Source organism: Streptomyces sp. NPDC051636 (assembly GCF_044453765.1).
Taxonomy (GTDB): Bacteria; Actinomycetota; Actinomycetes; order Streptomycetales; family Streptomycetaceae; genus Streptomyces.
On sequence record NZ_JBITDA010000003.1, the window covers coordinates 210,190 to 230,642 of the forward strand.

Here is a 20,453-nt window from a genome sequence, read left to right on the forward strand (position 1 = left end):
CCTACTCCTGGCCCGGACCCTGGTCCTGAGCCTGCTGCGGGCTGTCGACGCGCTCACTGAACTGTTGCTGTTTGCCCGTGATGCCGTACCCCTCCAGCCACGTCGTCACGGGGTGGTCGTCCTTGTACTCCTTCTCCAGCCTGACCATCATGATTTCGTACGCCACCTTCGTCTCGGTGACGAGAAACGTGTTGATCGTCGAGCTCAGAGCGGAGACGATCACGTCCGCGTCATCGGCGATGCAACCGAGGCCGTGGCACCACTTGTCGAGGAAGGTGTTGACCGCGTCCGTCACGTCGTTCGCGCCGGTCTTGTCGAGAGTGTTCAGCGCGGCGAACTCGAAGCGCTCTTCCGCCCGGTCGCCGGCGAGCTTCCGGGCCGCCGCGGTCGACTCCTCCAGCGGCTGGGCGATCGACTCCAGGAACTGCACTTCGTACTTGAATTCGCCGCCGTCCGCGCCTTTGGGAATGAGCCAGCCCTGACCGCCGCTCACGACACCTTCCCCCGATTCACTTGATTCCGATACGAGATGCGCAGCACCGGCTCGACCCCGGTGGCCGCCGACGCCAGCCGCACAGCGTGCTCCGCGGCCGGATCCAGCCATACGTCGAGCCCCGTCGGCAGCAGATCGAGCACGTCGGCACCGGTGGTCGAGAACCAGGCGCCCTCGCCCGCGAACAGCGAGAACTGCTCCAGCGACGAGAAGACGGGCACCAACCGGGCCGCCGGGGGCGTCGGTTCTTTCGGCAGCGTCCCGTCGACCAAGTCCAGGAGCCGGGAGCGGGGCCCCGGACCGCCGTCCCCCGCCACGGCCTCCGGCACTGTCACTGCCAAGAACCCTGGTTCTTGAGGGCGTTCGCAGTACACCCGGGCCCGGAGGAATGCGTTGAAGACGTCCTGCGGCGGAGCGTGTCCCTCCCGCGCCCGCCGCACGACGTCGACCAGGTCGACGGCATCCCCCTCCGTACGCATGTTCCCAAACATCACACGAGGCGGTTACGGATTGCAATGCGGCATCACGCCACCACCCGCACGGCGCTACGGCAACCCGTGCACATGCGCCCCGACCGCGCTCGACCAAGCGTTCCCCGACGCCGCGTCCCAGTTGGTGGACCAGGTCATCGCGCCCCGGAGGGCGGGATAGGTCTTGGAGGGCTTGAAGGAACCGCAGCCGGTGCCCTTGGTCAGGCAGTCCAGCGCGTTGTTCACCACCGTCGGCGAGACGTACCCGCTGCCCGCCGCGCGGGTCGAGGCCGGGAGGCCGAGGCCCACCTGGGAGGGGGACAGGCCGCCCTCCAGTTGGATGCAGGCGAGGGCGGTCAGGAAGTCCACCGAGCCCTGGCTGTACACCTTGCCGTCGCAGCCCAGCATCGAACCGCTGTTGTAGTACTGCATGTTGACCACCGTGAGGATGTCCTTCACGTTCAGGGCGGTCTGGAAGTAGGCGTTCGAGGTGGACTGCATGTCGATCGTCTGCGGTGCCATGGTGAGGACGAGCGACGCGCCCGCCTTCGACGCCAGTGCCCGCAGCGCCTGGCTCATGTACGTCGCGTTGAGGCCGTTCTCCAGGTCGATGTCGACGCCGTCGAAGCCGTACGTCTGCATCAGGGAGTACACCGAGTCGGCGAAGTTGGCCGCCGAAGCCGAGTCGCTCACCGACACCGTGCCGTTCTGGCCGCCGACCGAGACGATGACCTTCTGCCCGGCGGCCTGCTTGGCCCGGATGTCTGCCTTGAACTGGTCGACCGTGTAGCCGCCGAGCCCCGCCGAGTCGAGGTTGAAGGTCACCGCGCCCGGCGTCGACGTCGCGTCCGCGAAGGCCACCGCGATGATGTCGTAGGCGGAGGGGACGTCGGAGAGCTTCTGGACCGTGGCCCCGTTGTTGAAGTTCTGCCAGTACCCCGTCACCGCGTGCTTCGGCAGAGTGCCCCCGCCACCTCCCCCGCCCGACGCCGCCGTCGTGGCCGTCACCGCCGCCGACTTCGCCGACTCGCCCGCCGAGTTGGTCGCCGTGACCTGGAAGGAGTAGGAGGTCGAAGCCGCGAGGCCGGTCACCGTCGCCGACGTCCCCGACACCGACGCCACCTTCGTACCGCCCCGGTAGACGTTGTAGCCGGTGGCCCCCGTCACCCCCGACCACGCGAGGGACACCGACGAGGACGTGGTACCCGACACGCTCAGGCCGCCCGGCGCGGCCGGGACCGTCGGGGCCGGGTCGCCGCCTCCGCCGCCGTCGGGGCCGTGGACCGAGACGTCGTCGGCGTAGTACGCGGCCTGGCCGTACCAGCCGTGGGTGTAGACGGTGACCGAGGTCGTCGACGCGCCCGTGGTGAACGTCGTCGACAGCTGCTTCCACGACGTCGAGTCCGGGGTCCAGGCCGACACGTCCGTCGTGCCCGTGCCGGTCACGCCCAGATAGGTGTAGCCGCCCTGCGCCCACGCGCTCAGGGTGTACGTCGAGTTCGGCTTCACCGCCACGGTCTGGGTGCACCGGGCGTTGTCCTGCCCGGCCGGCGTCGCCTTCAGCGCGGCCGTGCCGCCGTGTACGGGGGAGGTGACCGTCGTACCGCTGTTCGCGGAACAGGTCCAGTTGCTCAGGCCGGACTCGAAGCCGGCGTTCTTGACGTTGTTCACGTCCGCCGCGGACGCGGGGGTGGCGGTGAGGCCCGCGAGGGAGACGGCCAGGGCGAGGGTGCCGCAGGCGCCCCAACGGATGGGTCGGCTGGGTCTGGTAACGGGAGGCATGGACTCCAAGTTGGTCCAGACCAATATGACTGTCAATAGGTCCAGACCAAATCGAGGGCGGGCGGGATGCTCAACACATCCCGATTTGACCGGTGTTGCGCAACGGCAGTTCCTGCCCGGCTGCCCAAACGCTGTTCTCCGGCCAGAGCGGCGTGGTTACAGTGCTCACGTAGTCACGCAATGAAGTCGTCTCGGCGCAGGGGAGTAACAGTCGCCCGGGCCGACGGGTGTGAAGAGCGGGGAGCTGCGCGTGCCAACTGCCATTGCCGTGACCAGCGCCGACATGGCGCTGCCGCCGCAGGACGAGCGGACCGTGCCCGCCGTCGTGCTCCGGGACCTGGACCAGCGACCGCTCGAGCAGGCCCTGGCCGAACTCCAGGCGCTCGTCGAGCAGCACGGGCACGTCATCGTCGTGTCGTCGCGGGCCGCGCCCGAAGGGGTGACCCGGCGGCTGCACACCCTCCGCTCCCTCATGGAGAGCGACCGCATCGCCCTGTTCCGGCCCGAACTGCCGCCCCTCGGCATCGCCGTCCTCGCCCGCCAGCTGCGGCAGCTGGCCTCCTGCGACCTCAGCCCGGGGGTGCTCGCCTCCGCCGGCCGGCTGCTCACCCACTACATCCACGCCGGCGCGGTTCTCGGCTCGGTCGCCAAGCTGGACCGCGTTCCGGTCGGCCTGAAGGCGCACGCCAAGTCCTGGGTGCCCGGCAGTCAGTTCGCGGTCGTCGCCCACCCCGAGCCGCAGTTGGCCCGGGTCGGGCCCGACGCCACCCTCACCGGCCCGGAGTTCAGCACCTGGATGCTTGTCGCCAAGGGGCAGTTCCAGTCCGAGTGGGCCGGGAGCGCGCTGGGCAGGTCCTGGGGTGTGCACGGGATGCGCGAGGTGCCGCTGCCCGCCGAGTCACCGGGCTGGTGGGGGACCGGGAAGGTGGTCGAGTTCTGCAGCTATCTCGCCGATCTGTCCGTTCTCTACCAACTGGTCACCTCGGTCCGGCAGAACAGCTGTCACTGGTGCGGCATCGACGTCATCGGTGACCGCTGCGTCTTCTGCTCCGCCACCCCGCCCGTGTACGAGGCACCCGCCCCCCGGGCGCTCGCACAACGCACGCCCGCCTGACAGGCAACCCGTACCGCCCCGCTCAGCCCCTCGACCCCGCTCGACCGATTCCCCCAATGAGGTTGCACGGTTGATGAACTCCCGTCAGCGCCGCGGCGTGATACTCCTGATCCTGTCGGTCCTGTGCGCTCTCGGCGCGTTCGCCGGCGTGCTCTCCGTCATCGATGACGTGCAGTCCAAGGTCGGGCCCGAGGTCACCGCGTACCGGGTCCGGTCCGAGGTGGCGCCTTACACGACCCTGAACGCGGGGCAGTTCGAGAAGGTCAAGATGCCCGAGCGGTGGCTGTCGCCCAACGCGGTCACCAGCCTCCGCGAGATCCAGGGCAAGATCGCCGTGACCACCCTGCGCAAGGGCTCCCTGCTCCAGACCGACATGATCGTCGACCAGCCCGCGCTCCGGGCGGGCCAGCAGGAGGTCGCGATCATGATCGACGCGGCCACCGGGGTCGCCGGCAAGATCACCCCCGGCTCCCGGGTCAACGTCTACGCCACCTTCGAGGGCAAGAAGGAGAGCGACCCCGACCAGTCGAAGATCATCGTGACCAACGCCCGGGTCCTCGACGTCGGCAGACTGACCTCCCTGGAGCCCGACGACAAGAACCAGCAGCCCACCGACGCCGTCCCGATCACCTTCGCGCTGTCCACCGTCGACGCCCAGCGCATCACGTACGCCGAGTCGTTCGCCCAGCGGGTCCGGCTCGCCCTGGTGGCCCCCGGCGGCGAGACCACCGTCCCCGACAAGGACCGCACGTACGAACTCGCGACGGACAAGTGAGAGGCGGCCCGCATGCCCACCAGGATCCTCCCGGCGGTCGGTGACGCGGACGCCGTCCGGACCCTCACCACCCTGCTCAGCCAGCTCCCGGACGCCGAACCCGTCCCACCGGTGGCCGACTCCACCCAGCTCGTCGACACCCTGGCCCGCCTCGCCGCCGAATCCGTCGACGAGCTGCCCGAGGTCGTCGTCGTACACGAGCGGATCGGCCCGGTTCCGGCACTGGAGCTGATCCGCGAAGTCGCCCTGCGCTTCCCGGCCGTCGGCGTCATCCTCGTCACCTCCGACGCCGGCCCCGGCCTGTTCGCCGCCGCCATGGACTCCGGCGCCCGCGGCCTGGTCACCCTCCCGCTCGGCTACGAGGAACTGGCCATGCGGGTCCAGGCCGTCGCCCAGTGGTCCGTCGGCGTACGACGCCATCTCGGCCACGGCCCCGACGTGCTCGGCGGCGCCGGCGGCACCGTCGTCACGGTCAGCGGCGCCAAAGGAGGCGTCGGCGCCACCCTCGCCGCCATCCAGGTCGCCCTCGCGGCCCAGGCGTCCGGCCGCCCCACCGCGCTCGTCGACATGGACCTGCAGACCGGCGACATCGCCTCCTACCTGGACATCCAGTTCCGTCGCTCGGTCGTCGACCTGGCGACCATCACGGACATCTCCCCGCGCGTCATCGCCGACGCCGTCTTCCGCCACGACACCGGTCTCGCCCTGCTGCTCGCCCCCGGCGAGGGCGAACGCGGAGAGGAGGTCACCGACCGCGCCGCCCGCCAGATCGTCAGCGCCCTGCGCTCGCGCTACGAGGTCGTCGTCGTCGACTGCGGAGCGCAGCTCAGCGGCGCCGGCGCGGCCGCCGTGGAGATGGCCGACACCGCGCTGCTCGTGACCACCCCGGACGTGGTCGCCGTCCGCGCCGCCAAACGCACGGTACGGATGTGGGACCGGCTGCAGATCCGCAAGGCCGAGGAGACCACGGTCGTCGTCAACCGCCACACACGCGGTACGGAGATCCAGCCGCCGCTCATCCAGCGCATCACCGGCACCGCGCTGGCCCGCACGGCCGTCCCCGCCAACTTCAGGGAACTCCAGGCCGCCGTGGACGCCGGGCGCGTCCACGAACTCGACGCCAAGAGCACGGTGAAGCAGGCCCTGTGGGCCCTCGCGGGGGAGCTGGGCCTGGTCAGAGCGCCGGACGGCGCCCGGCGCTCCCGGGCGCGCAACGACCGGGGACCGGTGGGCCTCCGGCGCCGGAGGGAGGCGGGCGGGTGAGACGACCGGAGGGCGATCGGGGCCAGGTCAGTATCGAGTTCCTCGGCATGACACCGCTGATCCTGCTGACGCTGGTGCTGATGTGGCAGTGCGTGCTCGTGGGGTACACCTTCACGCTCGCCGGGAATGCTGCGGACGAGGCGGCCCGGGCGGGGACGGCGGCGCCGCCGGCGGGATCCCGCCAGAGCGCCTGTGAGCAGGCGGGCCTGAAGCACCTGTCGGCGGCATGGAGGGGGGACGCGTCGGTGAAGTGCAGCCCGGCCGGTTATGTGACCGCCGACGTCGAGATCAAGGTTCCCGTGCTCTTCCCGGGCCTGATCTCCTTCCCCGTCACGGTGCACGGCCACGCGGGCACCGTGGAGGAGGTGAAGCGCTGAGATGCCGTACGACCGCCAGGGCCGCCGCGACCGGGGGCAGGTCGCCATCGAGTACCTCGGGTTCATCCCCATCCTGCTCCTCGTCGCCATGGCCGGCATCCAGATCGGGGCGGTCGCCTATTCCGCCGAGCAGGCGGGCACGGCGGCCAGGGCGGGAGCCCGCGCCGCCTCGTTGCGGCAGGACGTCGGACAGGCGTGCAGGGACGCGGTCAGCGGTGGGCTCACCGTGGGGTGCGTGTCCTCGGAGCAGGGCGAGACGGTCACCGTCACCGCCACCGTCCACATCCCCAAGATCGTCTGGGACCTCGGTGACGCCCACAAGTCCGCCACCATGCCGATCGACCACTGACCGAGGAGCACCCACCCATGAGTCTCCGCGCACGCATCAGCACCCCCGAGGAGCACGGCAGCCGGGGCGAGGACGGCCACCTGGTCGCCTCCTACCGGGCCAAGCTCCTGGAGGAGATCGACCTCGCGGAGATGAGTTCGCTGGCAGCCGCCGAGCGCAGGGCCCGCCTGGAGCGGGTGCTCGGGCACATCATCAGCCGCGAGGGACCGGTCCTGTCGACGGTGGAGCGCTCCCAGCTGATCCGCCGGGTGGTCGACGAGGCGCTGGGCCTCGGCATCCTCGAACCCCTCCTCGAAGACGCGTCCATCACGGAGATCATGGTGAACGGCCCGGACGCGATCTTCGTCGAACGCGGCGGCCGGGTCGAGCAGTTGCCGATCCGCTTTGTCTCCCAGGACCAGCTGATGCAGACGATCGAGCGGATCGTGTCGACCGTCAACCGCCGGGTGGACGAGTCGAACCCGATGGTCGACGCCCGCCTTCCCTCCGGCGAGCGCGTGAACGTCATCATCCCGCCGCTGTCGCTGACCGGCCCCACCCTCACCATCCGGCGCTTCCCGCGCTCCTTCACCCTCCAGGAGCTGATCGGCCTCGGCTCGCTGGACGAGCACATGGTGTTCCTGCTGGCGGGCCTGGTGCAGGCGAAGTTCAACATCATCGTCTCCGGCGCCACCGGCACCGGCAAGACGACCCTGCTCAACGCCCTGTCCGGCCTGATCCCGGCGCACGAGCGCATCATCACCATCGAGGACTCGGCCGAACTCCAGCTCCAGCAGTCGCACGTGGTCCGCCTGGAGTCCCGCCCGCCGAACGTCGAGGGCAAGGGCCAGGTCACCATCCGGGACCTGGTCCGCAACTCCCTGCGGATGCGCCCCGACCGGATCGTGGTCGGCGAGGTCCGCGGCGGCGAGTCCCTCGACATGCTCCAGGCGATGTCGACGGGCCACGACGGCTCCCTCGCCACCGTGCACGCCAACAGCGCCGAGGACGCGCTCACCCGCCTCCAGACCCTCGCCTCCATGTCCGACGTGGAGGTCCCCTTCGTCGCGCTGCACGACCAGATCAACAGCGCCGTCGACGTCATCGTCCAGCTCACCCGCTTCGCCGACGGCGCCCGCCGCATCACCGAGATCGCCCTGCTGGACAGCCACGGCGGCGAACCGTACCGCCTGGCCACGGTGGCCCGTTTCGACGCGCGGCCCATGACCCCCGACGGCCGGGTGTACGGCACCTTCCAGTACTTCCCGCTGCCGCGCCGCACCGCCGACCGCCTCTACATGGCGAGCCAGCCGATACCCCAGGCCTTCGGCGTCGCCCGCACGCTGGACCAGCTCACCACCCGAGAAGCCAGGTAGGTAGGCCCATGGATCTCCACACCCTCGTCACCCTCACCACGGGCCTCACCCTGCTGACCGGTGTCCTGACCGTGCTCGGCCTGCACGCCTACGCCACCGGCCGGGCCCAGCGGGCGGAACTGGTGGAGCGGCTGACGCACACCGGCCAGATCCCGGTCACCGGCCGCCGGCGCCGCTTCCGCAACCTGGACCGCAGGCTGCGCGGCACCCGGTTCGGCAGGAAGCTGGAAATGCGTCTGGCGGCGACCGGCCTGGACGTCACCCCTGGCGAGTTCTTCGCGTACATGCTCGCCACGGTGGCCGCCCTCTGGCTGATCGGCCAGGCCACCCTGGCCCCCTTCTTCGGCCCGCTGGCCGGGCTGCTGGGGATCTGGGCCGCGTGGCAGTTCCTCAACTGGCAGCGCCAGAAACGCATCGAGCGCTTCATCAACCAACTCCCCGAACTGGCCCGCATCCTGGCCAACGCCACCCAGGCAGGACTCGCCCTGCGCACCGCCATCGGCATGGCCGCGGAGGAGCTGGAGGCCCCGGCGGGCGAGGAACTCGCCAAGGTCGCCGACCAGTTGGCGATCGGCCACTCGATGGACGACGCCCTCGGTGAACTCGCCGACCGCCTCCCCTCCCGCGAGCTGGTCGTCCTCGTCACGACGCTGGTCCTGTCCAACCGGGCGGGCGGCCAGGTGGTCAGCGCGCTCCGGAACCTGACCGAGACGCTGGAGGAGCGCAAGGAGACCCGCCGCGAGGTCCGCACCCAGCTCTCCCAGGTGACCATGACCTCGTACGCCGTCCCCGTCCTCGGCATCGGCGCCCTGTTCCTGATGAACGGCGTCAAGGACGGCGCCCTGGACCGCATGACCGGCTCGCCGGTCGGCCAGGCCTGCGTGCTCATCGCCTTCGCCCTGTACGCGATCGGCTTCGTCCTGATCCGCCGCATGAGCCGAATCGACGTGTGAGGGGATGACCGTCGACATGGGCCTCCTCCTCGCACTCCTCATGGGCCTGAGCGTCCTGGGCGTCTTCACCGGCATCCGCATGTACCGCGCGGACGCCGAACTGCCCGGCGACCTCGCGCTGGCCCTGGAGGTGGGCGCGACCCGCACCGGCGCCGCGAACTCCCTCATCGACCGCATGGGCATGCGCTACGCCCCCACGGTCCTGCGCGTGATGGGCCCCAGGCAGGTCGCCAGGTACCGCCGCAAGATCGACCTCGCGGGCAACCCCGGCGGCCTGACCATCGACCGCTACGCGGCGCGCAGGGCGGTGTACGGGGCTCTGGGCGGCGTCGGCTTCCTGGTGATGCTGATGCGCGGCAACTGGTTCGTGGCCCTGCTTCTGCTGGCCTTCGGCGCGTTCTGGACGGAGGTCGGTATCTGGTCGGCGATCCGTATCCGCAAGGACGTCATCGAGCGGACCCTCCCGGACTTCCTGGACGTGCTCGCGGTCGTGGTGAGCGCGGGGCTGGGCTTCCGCCAGGCCCTGGACCGCGTGGCCTCCCGGTACGAGGGCCCCTGGGCGGACGAACTCCGCATCACCCTCCGCCAGATGGACCTCGGCGTGAGCCGCCGCGAGGCCTTCGCCGAACTGCGCCGCCGCAACGACTCCGAACAGGTCGCGATGTTCGTCACGGCGTTGCAGCAGGGCGAGGAACTGGGCGCGCCCATCGTCGACACCCTGGTCGCCCTCGCCAAGGACATGCGCCGCACGGACGCCCAGAACGCCCGCCGCAAGGCCGCCCGCGCGGTCCCCCGGGCCACCCTGATGATCACCACGTTCATGGTCCCGGCCACCATGCTCCTCCTCGCCGCGGGCCTGCTCCTGGGCTCCGGGGTGGACTTCGGCTCGATCACCGGGAAGTAGGCGGGGCGGGGTGATGGCGATGGCGACGAGGCGCACGGCGCCGGCGAGCACGGTTCCGGAGGCCGCCGACGGCGATTGGGCCCCACAGGGGCCGTCCGCACCCGACAACGAAAGCAGCACGGGTGGTGCGGATGGAAACCCGCATCCGGCCGAAGGCCGGATGCCCCCCCACTCACCCACACCCGAGAAACTACAGCTACGCGCCCTACAGGCGATGTGCCGCCAGGTGTTCGGCTTCCGCCTGGCCATGATCGCCCTGGCCGCCCCCGCCGCCCTCCTCAACGCCGCCCCCGGCCTCGGCGCCCGCCTGGTGGGCGCCGCGGTGGTGGTCACCTTCATGGCCTCGTACGTCCTGTTCAGGGACTGGGAACGCTTCGGCCCCCTCCTCCTCCGCCACCCCACCCTCCTCGCGGCGGACACCCTCTTCGGCTCCCTGCTCCTCGTCTCGGCCGGCCCGGACACCACACTCGCGTACGTCAGCGTCTGCACCCCCCTCCTCGCGGGCCTGGTCTACAGCTGGCGGGGAGCGGCGTGCTTCGCCTCTCTGCAGGCCCTGATCCTGCTCCTGGTCCACGCCACGCTGAAGGCGGACCACGAAGCGGAGCTGGCCGAGTCGTTGCTGCTGCCCGGCCTCTGCGTCATCACGGGCGCCCTCGGCTCGACACTCCGCAACCTGATGCTCCGCTTCGGCGCGGCCACCTGGGCCCTGACGACGACCCAGGCCCGCCTGGCGGTAACAGAGGCCGTAGGCGCCGAACGAGCGCGCCTGGCCCGCGAGATGCACGACTCGGTGACCAAGACGCTCTACGGTGTGGCCCTGGCCGCGGACGGCCTGGCGGCCTCGGCGACGGCGGACCGCAGGGACCCCGCCGCGCTCCGCGAGCAGGCGGAACTGGTGGCCCGCTCGGCACGCAGGGCGGCGACCGAGGCCAGGGAACTCCTCACCGACCTCCGCCGCCAGACCGACCCCGCCCACGGCACGGACGTCCTGACGGAACTCGCGGCCCGGACACGGGACTTCGCGGCCCGCACAGGGGTCCGGGCGACGTACCACCCCCCGGGTGAGGACGAACTCCCACCCATCCCCCCGGCGGTGGCCCGCCAACTCCTCACGATCGCCTCGGAGGCGATGGAGAACGCCCACCGCCACGGCGCGCCCACGCACGTGGAAGTCCGCGCGGGAGCAGACGGCGACATCCTCCGCCTCACCATCTACGACGACGGCTGCGGCCTCCCCCCGGACACGACCCTCGAACACCTCCGCCACACCGGCCACTTCGGCCTGCTCGGCATGGTGGAACGGGCGGCCTCGGTAGGCGCCCGCATCCGCATCGGCCGAGGCGGCCACCCCAAGGGTACGGAGGTCCGCCTGGAACTCCCGCTGGCGGCCCTGACTCCCGCAACGCCCTGTCATCCCCAGGAACCATGAGAGGAGGCACCCCGATGTCACCCACCGCACCGCTCCGGATCGTGGTAGCCGACGACAACCCGGTGGTCCGAGCCGGCCTGACCGCCCTCCTCGCCGGCCGCGAGGACACCACGGTGGTCGCCGAGGCCGCCAACGGCCGCGAGGCCTGCGACGCGGCCCGCCACCACCGCCCCGACGTCATCCTCCTCGACGTCCGCATGCCCGGCATGGACGGCCTCTCGGCCCTTCCCCACCTCGTGCCGCTGGCCCCGGTCATGATGCTCACGTACAGCCACGAGTCCCAGACAGTCCGGGAGGCGGTACGGCTGGGCGCGGGCGGCTACCTGGTGCACGGCGAGTTCACCGTGGAGCAGCTGGTGACGGCGGTCAGGGACATCAGAGCGGGGAGGCCACACTTCACGCGGACGGCGGCGGACGCACTGTCACGGCAACCGCGCCGACACCACGCAACTGCACATGCAACCCCGCAACGTCCTGTATCCGCAAGGAAAATTTCTTCGTCCCGCCTTTCGCAACTGCAATCCAATATGGGACAGTCAATGAGGTCGCGGTTCCGACTGAGCACGAGGGAGGCGGAGATCATGGACCTCATCGCCACCGGCATGAACAACCAGCAGATCGCCGCCACCTGCTTCATCAGCGAGAAGACGGTCAAGAACCACATCAACCGCATCTTCGCCAAGCTCCACAGCACCAGCCGCTCCCAGGCCGCGGCCAAGTGGCTGGGGGTGGCGTGAAGTGCCCCGGGATTGGGCCCTGGGGCCCTGGGGAGACCGGGGTGTCCGGCCGTACGGTGCCCAGGTCGGAAGCGAACCCGGAAGGGAACACCATGAGCGACCTGATGCTGAAGACGGCCGTGGCGACCAAGGTTCGCGTGAGCGGCTGGAAGAACACGACGGCCGAGGCGATGCGGCGACGGGCGGGGGACCGGGGGCAGACGGCGGTCGAGTATCTGGGGATCATTGCGGTGGTGGTGGCGATCGTGTTGGCGATCACGGGTACGGACATCGGCAAGACGATCCTCGACAAGATCAAGGCGAAGATCACCGAAATCACCTGATGCCTCGGCGCAGGTTCAGCGACGCAGGGCAGGCCTTCCCCATCTACATCACGGTGGTGGCGGGCCTGCTCTTTCTCGCGTTCGCCTACCTCGCGGTGGGCCAGGCCGCGGTGAATCGCAACGGTGCCCAGACAGCTGCGGACGCAGCGGCTCTGGCAGCGGCCCAGAACACACGGGACCAGTTGGCGGGGAAGTGGGTGGAGGCCGTACTCGATCCGACCAAATGGCAGGACATCTTCGACGGGAATGTAGCGGTCGACTCCTCCTGCTGGCGGGCCTATCAACTCGCCTCGCAGAACGACGCACACGTAGAGGGCGGCTGCCCGCCAGCGGGGCCGCTGGGCGTCACGATCCAGGTCAAGTCGAACAAGCCGGTCGGAGATTCCGTTGTCCCAGGTACCGAGCGTGTATACGCAGAGGCGTCCGCCACGGCCGTGATCGAGTCGCTCTGCACGTTCCCGCCACTCGGCGACGACGCCGGGGACAAAGCGCTGCCGCGACTCACCTGCAAGGACAGGAGCGGGGACAGGAACTGGGACCTCAACCCAGACGATCTCACGGATCTCCCGGGGCCCGAGGATCTCTTTGATGTCCACCTGGCCGACTGACCAAGCGAACGATGAGTGAAGAGGGACGCAGAGCGATGAGCATTCGGTTCACTGCGAAGGCCCGCAGGGGGATGGTCGCAATGACCGTCGCGACCGGTCTGGCCATCGGTGTGGCTGGTTGTGGCGGTGGTGGTAGCGACGACAAGAAGCCGGAGACATCTGCTTCAGCTTCCAAGGGCAGTGGATCCGAGCCGAGTGCTCAGGAAGGCCAGTCGGACGACCCCTTGGCCGAGCTTCGGGGTCCGGACGGGCTGAATCTGAAGATCACCTCGGCCGAGCGGGACGCCGGTGGCTTCGTCACCGTCAATGCCGAGCTGAAGAACGACGGTAGTAAGGACGCCGTGCTGTCGTCCCAGCTCACCGGTAACGAAACCGAGATCATGAAGAACGGCCAGTCCTTCGGCGGTGCCTCTCTCGTCGACTCCAAGGGGAAGAAGCGCTACTACGTCCTCCGGGACACGGACGGACGCCCGCTCACCACTACCGGTGTGCAGACGATCAAGGGTGGGGACTCCGTTCCCATCTTCATGCAATTCCCAGCACCTCCGGCGGGCGCGAGTGAGGTCACCTTCCAGTTGCCGACGTTCCCCTCCGCCACCATCCAGATCTCCGGGTGAGGCCACCGTGACCACAGCCCGTAGCCTCCCCATGGCCGTAACCACAGCCACCTTCCTCCTCGCCTCGACCCTCTACGGCACCGCGGCCCACGCCGATGACACCGACCCCAGCGTCCCGCCAGGAACCGAACCGTCCGCCACCGCCCCCGTGAAGATCGACCCCACCGACCCGGACCTGAAACTCCCCGAGGGAGCCACCCTCGCCGACCTCAAGGTCCTGGACATCAAGTCGGTCGTGGAGGACCAGAGCGGAGACGAACGCCGCGAGGACACCAACGCGGACGTGAAGTTCGCCCTCCAGGCAGAGGTGCTGTTCAGCAAGGACAGCGCCAAGCTGAGCGACGAGGCGAAGGCCCGCATCGCCGGTATCGCGGAGGAGATCAAGAAACAGAACGCGACGCAGGTCAGGGTCTTCGGCTTCACGGACAACCTGGGCTCCTCCGCCCACGGCGACGTCCTGTCCAGGCAGCGGGCCAACGCCGTCCAGGCGCTCCTGGACCAGGACCTGAACGACGCGAACATCACCTTCGAGGTACGGGGCTACGGCGAGCAGTACCCGATCGCGGACAACTCGACGGAGGAGGGCCGCAGGAAGAACCGCCGGGTGGAGGTCACCTTCCCGCGCTCGGAAAGCTGAAGCGGCCTACTGGCCGGTCTCGAGCTCGTAGTCGAACCAGATCCGATGGGTGCCGTCCGCGTCGACGGCGATGCCGCCGGCCCCGCGGATCCCGAGGAGCGCCCCCGTCCCGCTGCCGGGCACGATGACGAAGAACTCACGCTCCCGCCCCTCCCCGAGGGTCGTGGCGGAGTGGGCGAAGTTGAAGGATCCCGCACGCTCGTGGAGGGCGCCCTCGAAGGATTCCATGGCGACGTAGGTGCCGGTCCCCGTCGCCTGATCGAACGCGGCGGTGAACAGGGTGGCCGAACGCCCGGCGACCTCCCCCTCGTACTGCTTCTCCATCGTCGCCACCCCGACGGGCACCGCTGTCTCGACGCCCGGGCCGGGCACCGGGGCAGGAGTGAAGTCCGCGACCTTGAACGTCCCTGAAGCTCTCATGCCCGGATCGTAGGCCGAGGCACTGACATCGGCGGGCATCACGCACCCGATCGCGGCGCGCGACAGGGAATCACTCGGCCTCGCCCGTCACCGTCACCTGCGTTCCCACACCCAGCCCCCACCCGGCCATGGCCCCCGCCGCCGCCTCCAGCACGTGCCGGGAGCGGAGCCGGGGCAGGCCAAGGCGGCCCGGCTTCATGGTGCGTACGGCGATCACGCGGAGCCGGCGGTCGAGGTAGGCGACGTCGATGGGCATCCGCATACGAAACGTGTGCACGCTGCTCGCGGGGGACAGCAGCATGGCCCCCTCGACGGAGTCCCGCCCCAGCAGCCCTTTCGTACGCGCGCGGTACGACACCGCGATCTCCAGCGGAACAGTGGCCGCCGGCTTCCCCGTCCGGACGACCAGCGTTCCTCGCCCGTCCCGCCACCGTCCCATGCCGGCCACCTCCGCTGCACCGCCGTCGGCTGTCCGGACCGACCGTATCCTGGGTCCTACGACGCCACGTCCGGCGAAACCTCCCTTTCCGGCCGGAGGTCCCACACCGCCACACCCACCTTGTGCGCCAGCTCTTCGATGTCCGGGGCGGCCCGGACGATCTGCGCGGTGTCGTCGGTGGCGGTCCACATCACCACATCCGCGCCGACCCTCTCGTCGCGCCAGGCGTAACGCAGCGCGGCGAGCAGCTCGGCAGTGCCGTCCTGGCGCAGGTACCGAAAGGCCCGCACTCCCTCGCCGAGCAGTTCCGTACGGAAGGCCTCGACAAGCGGCGGCTCAACGGCGTCCGGATCCTCCGCCCCGACGAGAAACCGCAGCGTATCCTCGCGGTTCCCGGAGGCGGGCTTGACCATGGCGAAGAGCTGAAGGGGCATGCTCGCCGGCTCCCACACGCGCAGCAACACACGGGTGTCGAAGGGCGCGGGGGCGAAGGCTTCCGCGAAGCGGCGCAACGTGTCGGCGAGAAAGAGGATCTCCGGCCGGCCTGCTTCCCCTCCGTGCGACCGCCAGAACAACTCGGCACACTCACGTGCCCACGCGCCGATGTCGCGCCACTCCTCGACGTCCCAACGCGGAGGGATCTCCAGCCACCGGGTGGGGTCGTACTCGATATCGAGACTGAACTCGTGCTCCAGCTCGACTTGGGGTTCGGTCATGGGGAAGTAGTGTCCGGTCCCCGGCCGTCCGTTAAGTCGTCCACGGACGCCATTCACTCCCGGGTGTCACGATCCGCGGTCAGACGGTTGACGGCCCGATTTCCTGGATGCCCTTGGGATCGTTGAAGCGGTACCAGGGGAGAGAGGGAGCAGCCGCATGGCGGAACGGCTGGCCGTTGACGGTCACGAGCTCGCGCACTTCATGAAGATGCTGAAGAAATCCGCGAGTGCCCTCGACGGAGTCCGCAAGGCACTGCTGGACGCGGACGTCACAGGGCTCGGCACCGACGACCTCGACCGCGCGTGCGAAGACTTCCAGGGCGACTGGCAGTACGGCACGCAGGAGATCGGCAAACAGACAGAGGATCTCGCCGACATCATCGGCCAGAGCAGGGACAGTTACCGCGAGGTGGACAAGGCGCTCGAGGAGGTCCTGAAGAAGGCCAGGGGTGACAAGAAGGGGAGCCGGAGGTGACGGGCACCTCCGGAACAGAGAACACCGGTGCGGCCCTCGACCCGAAGTCGCGCGCGGATCTCGGCAAGCCGCAGGGGCTCAAGTCGGCGCCGTACCTCCCCCATCCCGTCTATCCTCACCTCGGTTTCGATCCCGTGCCCGGTAGCACGGATACCGTCCACGACCTGTACACGAAGCTCGCGAACTGCGCCAAGGTCCTGGAAGAGACGCACGGTCTCGTCACCAAGCTGATGGACGGAAGCTACTGGAAGGGAGACGCGGCCGTTGCCTTCCGGGAGCAACTCGACGGCGGCCGCCTGCCGCTGAACCTGAAGAACGCCGCCCACTCCATCCGTAGGGCGGCCCGGCAGCTGGATCGCTGGGAAGGCGAACTCGACGACTTCCATCGCCGGGCCAAGCGCCTCGAAGAGGACGCGAAGGACGCCCAGACCGCGCTGGACGCCGCCAAGGGCCGCGCCGACGCGAACAACAATCCCGGCCCGGACAAGAAGGGCTCGCGTCACGACAACGCCCAGAAGGCCCTGACCCACGCGAACACAGCCATGGACGAGGCCCAGGCGGAGCTCGACAGGATCATCGGCAAGGCGAAGAAGCTCGCCGAGGAACACGAGGCGAAGGCACAGTACCGAGCGGGCAAGATCCGAGACGCGACGAGGAGGCTGGCGCCGCATGAGCCGGGCATGTTCGACAAGTTCACAGATTGGTTGACGGACAACCTGCCTGACATTCTCAGCGCTTGCGCGGCGGTGTTGGGCGTGGTTGCGCTGCTGGGTCTTACGGCTATCGCACCCTGGGCGCTCTTCCTGGCGGCGGGGTTGCTGAGCGCGACGGCCCTCGGCCTGCGTCTCTCAGATCCCGAGGTTCGGGCTTCGCTGGCCGAAGGCTTGCACGGCGAGCTGGACCTTGATTTCTGGAGCAACGCCCTTGGGGTGGCGGGGGACTTTCTGGGAATGCTGCCGATGTTGGGCGCGGTGGCGAAGGGGGCCATGAAAGCTCCGGAGTCCCTGGCGGTGGCGTCCAGAACGGCTGGTGAGGCCGACGAGGTGTTGACCCTCGGGCAGAAGATCGCCAAGGCAGGGACTTCGATCAAAACGGTCGGAGCTGCGGTCGGGACTTCCGTCAAGGCGCAGGCCGCCGCTACGGAAGGCGCTGCGAGCATCCTGGCTCACGAGAAGGTGTTCGGCGGTCGGCTGGGACCGATTGTGGAGAGGGCCGACCGTCCGGCGACCATCTTGGGCGCCGGGACTGCTGTTTACGGCGTTGCTGGTAGCGTCGTGGAAAGCCTTGACAATGACACGGCCACGGTGATTACCAGCGGCCTCGACGGTCCCAGAACTCTGGGGGTGGACGTGCCGGCGACGTTCGGAGCACTTCACTTCCTCGTCTTCGGAGCGAGGCCGGCCTCATGAGCGGCACCCCCTTCCTCATCGATGACTCGGCGCGCAGCCAGGAGGCAGACATTTGGTTTGCGCTGCCTGCGGGCTTCGTCGCACTTCCGCTCCTGGAACTCGGGAGCAGCCCTGAGAAAGCCGAATTGGGGGACACGTTGCGCCCCCTGTTGGAGGCGCTCCCCGCTGCCGAGGTTCGGCAGCGGTTGGTATCCGGCTTCGCTCCGATCCGGCGGATGGCTCAGGTACTGCTGGAGACTGGAGCCGTCCATTGGTCCCTCGGCCTGCACGCCGACGATGAGGGCGACGAGAGTCCTCTGCTCTCCTTGTTCACACTCGCTTGGCGGACAACTGCCTGGGCCCCGCGCAGCGTGATCGCGGCCCGTGCCGCCGTGGGCAGCGGGAACGCCGAACACATCGAGGCTCTTGATCTTCCCTGTGGCCCAGCCTCGCTCGTGCAAGAGCGCCTGACGATGCTGCCGGAGACGGGGCTTTCCAAGCAGGAACTGCTTCAGGTCACCGCGTATGTTCCGTGCCCTGACGGTGTCAGAATCGCGATCTTGACATTGGCTACCACGGCAGTAGAGCGCGCGCAGCACTATTGCACGTTGCTTCGGCATATCGCGCACACGGTCAGTTTCGCCAACCCGCTTCAAGACGTACCTGGTGAGGAATGACATGACCCCCGTCCGCTACCCGACAGCCTGGGATAGCCCAGCCACGCGGCGTTCCTGGACGATCCTCCTCATGTGGGCCTTCGTCGGCCAGATTCTCTGGCCGGTGGCTTGGGTGGGTCTCCTGGAGTGGTACGTGACCTCGCCGACCTGGACGCTGTGGTTGTTCTTCGTTCCGATGCTCTATGCCTTCTACCGATCTTTTCTCCAACCCGCATACATCACTGGGGCGTTTCGCACACGCCGTCTCTTGCGGGAGTGGCCGTGGAAGGTATTCGTAGCACCGGAGAGTGGCATTGGAAAGATCCCCGGAGGGGGCATGGGGGATGTCTGGCTGAGCTTTCCCGATCCTGAGCGACCGGAAGAGAAGGTGCCGGTGATCCTGCACGGGCACATTCGGTCCGCCTGGTGGAGGCGACGCCTCGGACGGGGCTTCACAACTAGGAAGACCGCGCAGGTGAAAGAGATTTGGTTCGCGGGCGACCCTCGAGCCGCCGGCGTTATCGCGGTCCCGGGGCCACGTCGCTTGTTCGTGATTTACCAGCGCTCGAGCCATAGCAGCGATGTCCCTACCAATGCTTGAGCAGCCTGAAGGGGCCAGGGGGCGGCCCGGCACCGGTGGTCCGTAAAGGCGTTGTCTGGCGGCGCTCGGACTGGATAGGAACTCCCCATGACCACACTAGGCGCCGTATTCCGCCCCCAGCTCCCCCGGAACGCCTCCGCCCCATAGCCCGACTCGCGGACGCCGCAGGGCTGGAGGAGCTCTGGCTCTGGGAGGACTGCTTCCGTGAAGGTGGGATTTCCACGGCCGCCTCCGCTCTCGCCTGGACCGAGCGGGTGCGGGTCGGGGTCGGGCTGTTGCCCGTGCCGTTGCGGAATGTGGCCGTTACCGCGATGGAGGTGGCGGGGCTGCACCGGATGTTCCCCGGGCGGGCTGCTGTCGTCGTCGGGCACGGGGTGCAGGAGTGGATGGGGCAGGTCGGGGCGCGGGTCGAGTCGCCGGTGCGTTGCTGCGGGAGCATCTCGTCGCGCTGCGTGCCCTGTTGCGCGGGGAGCGGCTCACCACCGAGGGGCGGTACGTGAAGCTGGACGGCGTGGCCCTCGACTGGCCGCCGGAGGCCGCCGTGGAGGTCCTCGCCGGCGGCACCGGTCCGCGCACGCTGCGGCTGACCGGTGAGGCGGCCGACGGGACGGTGCTCACCGCGGGCACTCCGCCCGAGGGGGTGCGCAAGGCCCGCCGGCTCATCGGGGAGGGGCGGGTGTCGGCCGGGCGGGCCGGGGCCGATGACCACAGGGTCGTCGTCTATCTCCTCACCGCCACCGGGAGCGACGCCGCCGCCCGTCTGCGCGCCGAGCTGGAGGACGAGGGGCTCGGCGACGTGCCGGATTTCGGTGTCGCCGAGGCCGTGCGGCGGCTCGCGGACGCCGGGGCCGACACCGTGGTCCTGCAGCCGACGGGGGACGAGCCCGGCCTGGAGGGCTTCGTGCGGTTCGTGGCCGAGGAGGTACGGCCCCTCGTGCCGTAGGAAGTGGCGGCGGAGAGCCGTTGTCAGTGCCTGGTGCCCACACTCGGACCCATGAGTCAGCCGTACGACAACCGTGACGACGTACAGCTCCGTGACGTCCTCGACGCCGACCTCGAAGCCTTCCTCGCCTACGAGCACGAGCCGGAGGCCGTCCGGCGGTCGAGGTTCACGCCCCGGCCGCGGGAGGCCTTTCTCACCCACTGGAGAAAGAACGTCCTCGGCGACCCCGGCTGCCTCGTACAGACCGTCACCGTGGACGGCGAGGTGGCCGGGAACATCGTGTCCTGGTGGGAGGGCGACCGCAGGTTCCTCGGGTACTGGCTCGGGCGGCCGTACTGGGGGAGGGGCATCGGCAGCCGTGCCCTGACGCTCTTTCTGCGGAAGGACCGGATCCGGCCGTTGTACGCCGACCCGTTCTCCGGGAACAACGCCTCCGTCCGCCTCCTCGAGAAGCACGGCTTCGCACGCGACGGCATGGTCCGGCACGGGGAGGACGAGCATGTGCTGCTCGTCCTCCGGGACACCGCGGGGGAGGAGGACCGGTAGTGCCCCCGGGGCGCCCGCCCTCGAACCCTGCCTGCTGCGCGGCAGCGCCCCCGTCCACAGCCGTGTCCCGCACATCCGCGGCG

Annotated in this window: 25 protein-coding genes and 1 pseudogene; 20 read left to right on the plus strand and 6 right to left on the minus strand. The window is 69.4% G+C overall.

Annotated features, from left to right (window positions below):
- Nucleotide 1 precedes the first annotated feature (1 nt).
- From ACIBBH_RS07970 to ACIBBH_RS07980, 3 genes are all read right to left on the minus strand, one after another.
- Nucleotides 2-493 carry a hypothetical protein gene (locus tag ACIBBH_RS07970; protein ID WP_399403094.1) on the minus strand — a complete coding sequence of 164 codons (492 nt, stop codon included), beginning with the start codon at nucleotides 491-493 and terminating at the stop codon, nucleotides 2-4.
- Nucleotides 490-972 carry an SseB family protein gene (locus ACIBBH_RS07975; RefSeq protein WP_399403096.1) on the minus strand — a complete coding sequence of 161 codons (483 nt, stop codon included), beginning with the start codon at nucleotides 970-972 and terminating at the stop codon, nucleotides 490-492. Before ACIBBH_RS07975 ends, ACIBBH_RS07970 begins: the two co-directional genes overlap by 4 nt.
- A 66-nt stretch (nucleotides 973-1,038) precedes the next feature.
- Nucleotides 1,039-2,745 carry a chitinase gene (locus ACIBBH_RS07980; protein WP_399403098.1) on the minus strand — a complete coding sequence of 569 codons (1,707 nt, stop codon included), beginning with the start codon at nucleotides 2,743-2,745 and terminating at the stop codon, nucleotides 1,039-1,041.
- 250 nt (nucleotides 2,746-2,995) lie between these two features.
- Here ACIBBH_RS07980 and ACIBBH_RS07985 point away from each other — a divergent pair, with 250 nt between their 5' ends.
- The 14 genes from ACIBBH_RS07985 to ACIBBH_RS08050 all read left to right on the plus strand — a co-directional run bounded on the left by ACIBBH_RS07985 (nucleotide 2,996) and on the right by ACIBBH_RS08050 (nucleotide 14,186).
- Nucleotides 2,996-3,859 (plus strand): hypothetical protein, encoded by an 864-nt coding sequence (locus tag ACIBBH_RS07985; protein ID WP_399403100.1) that lies wholly within the window; start codon nucleotides 2,996-2,998, stop codon nucleotides 3,857-3,859.
- A gap of 73 nt (nucleotides 3,860-3,932) precedes the next feature.
- On the plus strand, nucleotides 3,933-4,634 hold the full coding sequence (gene cpaB / locus ACIBBH_RS07990) for a Flp pilus assembly protein CpaB (RefSeq protein ID WP_399403102.1): 702 nt from the start codon (nucleotides 3,933-3,935) through the stop codon (nucleotides 4,632-4,634).
- A gap of 12 nt (nucleotides 4,635-4,646) precedes the next feature.
- Nucleotides 4,647-5,897, plus strand: coding sequence for a CpaE family protein (locus ACIBBH_RS07995; protein WP_399403103.1), 1,251 nt, complete (start codon nucleotides 4,647-4,649; stop codon nucleotides 5,895-5,897).
- On the plus strand, nucleotides 5,894-6,274 hold the full coding sequence (locus ACIBBH_RS08000; RefSeq protein WP_399403105.1) for a TadE family protein: 381 nt from the start codon (nucleotides 5,894-5,896) through the stop codon (nucleotides 6,272-6,274). Before ACIBBH_RS07995 ends, ACIBBH_RS08000 begins: the two co-directional genes overlap by 4 nt.
- Nucleotide 6,275: 1 nt before the next feature.
- The gene (locus ACIBBH_RS08005) at nucleotides 6,276-6,623 is read left to right on the plus strand and encodes a TadE/TadG family type IV pilus assembly protein (RefSeq protein ID WP_399403107.1); all 348 of its coding nucleotides are present in this window, start codon (nucleotides 6,276-6,278) and stop codon (nucleotides 6,621-6,623) included.
- Between the two features lie 17 nt (nucleotides 6,624-6,640).
- The gene (locus ACIBBH_RS08010; protein ID WP_399403109.1) at nucleotides 6,641-7,978 is read left to right on the plus strand and encodes a CpaF family protein; all 1,338 of its coding nucleotides are present in this window, start codon (nucleotides 6,641-6,643) and stop codon (nucleotides 7,976-7,978) included.
- Nucleotides 7,979-7,986: 8 nt separating this feature from the next.
- Nucleotides 7,987-8,931: a type II secretion system F family protein gene (locus ACIBBH_RS08015; protein WP_399403111.1), complete on the plus strand. Its 945-nt coding sequence runs from the start codon at nucleotides 7,987-7,989 to the stop codon at nucleotides 8,929-8,931.
- A 16-nt stretch (nucleotides 8,932-8,947) separates the two neighbouring features.
- Nucleotides 8,948-9,835, plus strand: coding sequence for a DUF5936 domain-containing protein (locus tag ACIBBH_RS08020; protein ID WP_399403647.1), 888 nt, complete (start codon nucleotides 8,948-8,950; stop codon nucleotides 9,833-9,835).
- 13 nt (nucleotides 9,836-9,848) lie between these two features.
- A complete protein-coding gene (locus ACIBBH_RS08025) occupies nucleotides 9,849-11,264 on the plus strand; it encodes a sensor histidine kinase (RefSeq protein ID WP_399403113.1) in 1,416 nt (471 codons plus the stop codon).
- Entirely contained in the window at nucleotides 11,261-12,001 is a 741-nt protein-coding gene (locus ACIBBH_RS08030; RefSeq protein WP_399403115.1) for a response regulator, read from the plus strand. Before ACIBBH_RS08025 ends, ACIBBH_RS08030 begins: the two co-directional genes overlap by 4 nt.
- A gap of 92 nt (nucleotides 12,002-12,093) precedes the next feature.
- Complete coding sequence (locus ACIBBH_RS08035) at nucleotides 12,094-12,324, plus strand: hypothetical protein (RefSeq protein WP_399403117.1); 231 nt, start codon at nucleotides 12,094-12,096, stop codon at nucleotides 12,322-12,324.
- Nucleotides 12,324-12,932, plus strand: a complete 609-nt coding sequence (locus ACIBBH_RS08040; RefSeq protein ID WP_399403119.1) for a pilus assembly protein TadG-related protein — start codon at nucleotides 12,324-12,326, stop codon at nucleotides 12,930-12,932. The genes ACIBBH_RS08035 and ACIBBH_RS08040 overlap by 1 nt, the downstream gene beginning before the upstream one ends.
- Before the next feature lie 35 nt (nucleotides 12,933-12,967).
- Nucleotides 12,968-13,549 (plus strand): hypothetical protein, encoded by a 582-nt coding sequence (locus ACIBBH_RS08045; protein ID WP_399403121.1) that lies wholly within the window; start codon nucleotides 12,968-12,970, stop codon nucleotides 13,547-13,549.
- 31 nt (nucleotides 13,550-13,580) lie between these two features.
- Nucleotides 13,581-14,186, plus strand: coding sequence for an OmpA family protein (locus tag ACIBBH_RS08050; protein ID WP_399403123.1), 606 nt, complete (start codon nucleotides 13,581-13,583; stop codon nucleotides 14,184-14,186).
- Between the two features lie 6 nt (nucleotides 14,187-14,192).
- On the opposite strand, the gene ACIBBH_RS08055 is transcribed toward ACIBBH_RS08050, so the two are convergent.
- The 3 genes from ACIBBH_RS08055 to ACIBBH_RS08065 form a co-directional block, all read right to left on the minus strand.
- Nucleotides 14,193-14,606 carry a DUF3224 domain-containing protein gene (locus ACIBBH_RS08055; RefSeq protein ID WP_399403125.1) on the minus strand — a complete coding sequence of 138 codons (414 nt, stop codon included), beginning with the start codon at nucleotides 14,604-14,606 and terminating at the stop codon, nucleotides 14,193-14,195.
- Between the two features lie 70 nt (nucleotides 14,607-14,676).
- Nucleotides 14,677-15,045: a DUF192 domain-containing protein gene (locus tag ACIBBH_RS08060; protein ID WP_399403127.1), complete on the minus strand. Its 369-nt coding sequence runs from the start codon at nucleotides 15,043-15,045 to the stop codon at nucleotides 14,677-14,679.
- A 56-nt stretch (nucleotides 15,046-15,101) separates the two neighbouring features.
- Nucleotides 15,102-15,761: a hypothetical protein gene (locus tag ACIBBH_RS08065; protein ID WP_399403129.1), complete on the minus strand. Its 660-nt coding sequence runs from the start codon at nucleotides 15,759-15,761 to the stop codon at nucleotides 15,102-15,104.
- Nucleotides 15,762-15,918: 157 nt separating this feature from the next.
- Here ACIBBH_RS08065 and ACIBBH_RS08070 point away from each other — a divergent pair, with 157 nt between their 5' ends.
- From ACIBBH_RS08070 to ACIBBH_RS08095, 6 genes and pseudogenes are all read left to right on the plus strand, one after another.
- Complete coding sequence (locus ACIBBH_RS08070; protein ID WP_399403131.1) at nucleotides 15,919-16,236, plus strand: hypothetical protein; 318 nt, start codon at nucleotides 15,919-15,921, stop codon at nucleotides 16,234-16,236.
- Nucleotides 16,233-17,645: a hypothetical protein gene (locus tag ACIBBH_RS08075; protein ID WP_399403133.1), complete on the plus strand. Its 1,413-nt coding sequence runs from the start codon at nucleotides 16,233-16,235 to the stop codon at nucleotides 17,643-17,645. The genes ACIBBH_RS08070 and ACIBBH_RS08075 overlap by 4 nt, the downstream gene beginning before the upstream one ends.
- On the plus strand, nucleotides 17,642-18,301 hold the full coding sequence (locus ACIBBH_RS08080) for a hypothetical protein (protein WP_399403135.1): 660 nt from the start codon (nucleotides 17,642-17,644) through the stop codon (nucleotides 18,299-18,301). The genes ACIBBH_RS08075 and ACIBBH_RS08080 overlap by 4 nt, the downstream gene beginning before the upstream one ends.
- A gap of 70 nt (nucleotides 18,302-18,371) precedes the next feature.
- A complete protein-coding gene (locus tag ACIBBH_RS08085) occupies nucleotides 18,372-18,881 on the plus strand; it encodes a hypothetical protein (RefSeq protein ID WP_399403137.1) in 510 nt (169 codons plus the stop codon).
- Between the two features lie 87 nt (nucleotides 18,882-18,968).
- Nucleotides 18,969-19,824: pseudogene (locus ACIBBH_RS08090) on the plus strand (LLM class flavin-dependent oxidoreductase).
- Between the two features lie 51 nt (nucleotides 19,825-19,875).
- Nucleotides 19,876-20,370 (plus strand): GNAT family N-acetyltransferase, encoded by a 495-nt coding sequence (locus ACIBBH_RS08095; protein ID WP_399403139.1) that lies wholly within the window; start codon nucleotides 19,876-19,878, stop codon nucleotides 20,368-20,370.
- Nucleotides 20,371-20,453: the final 83 nt, after the last annotated feature.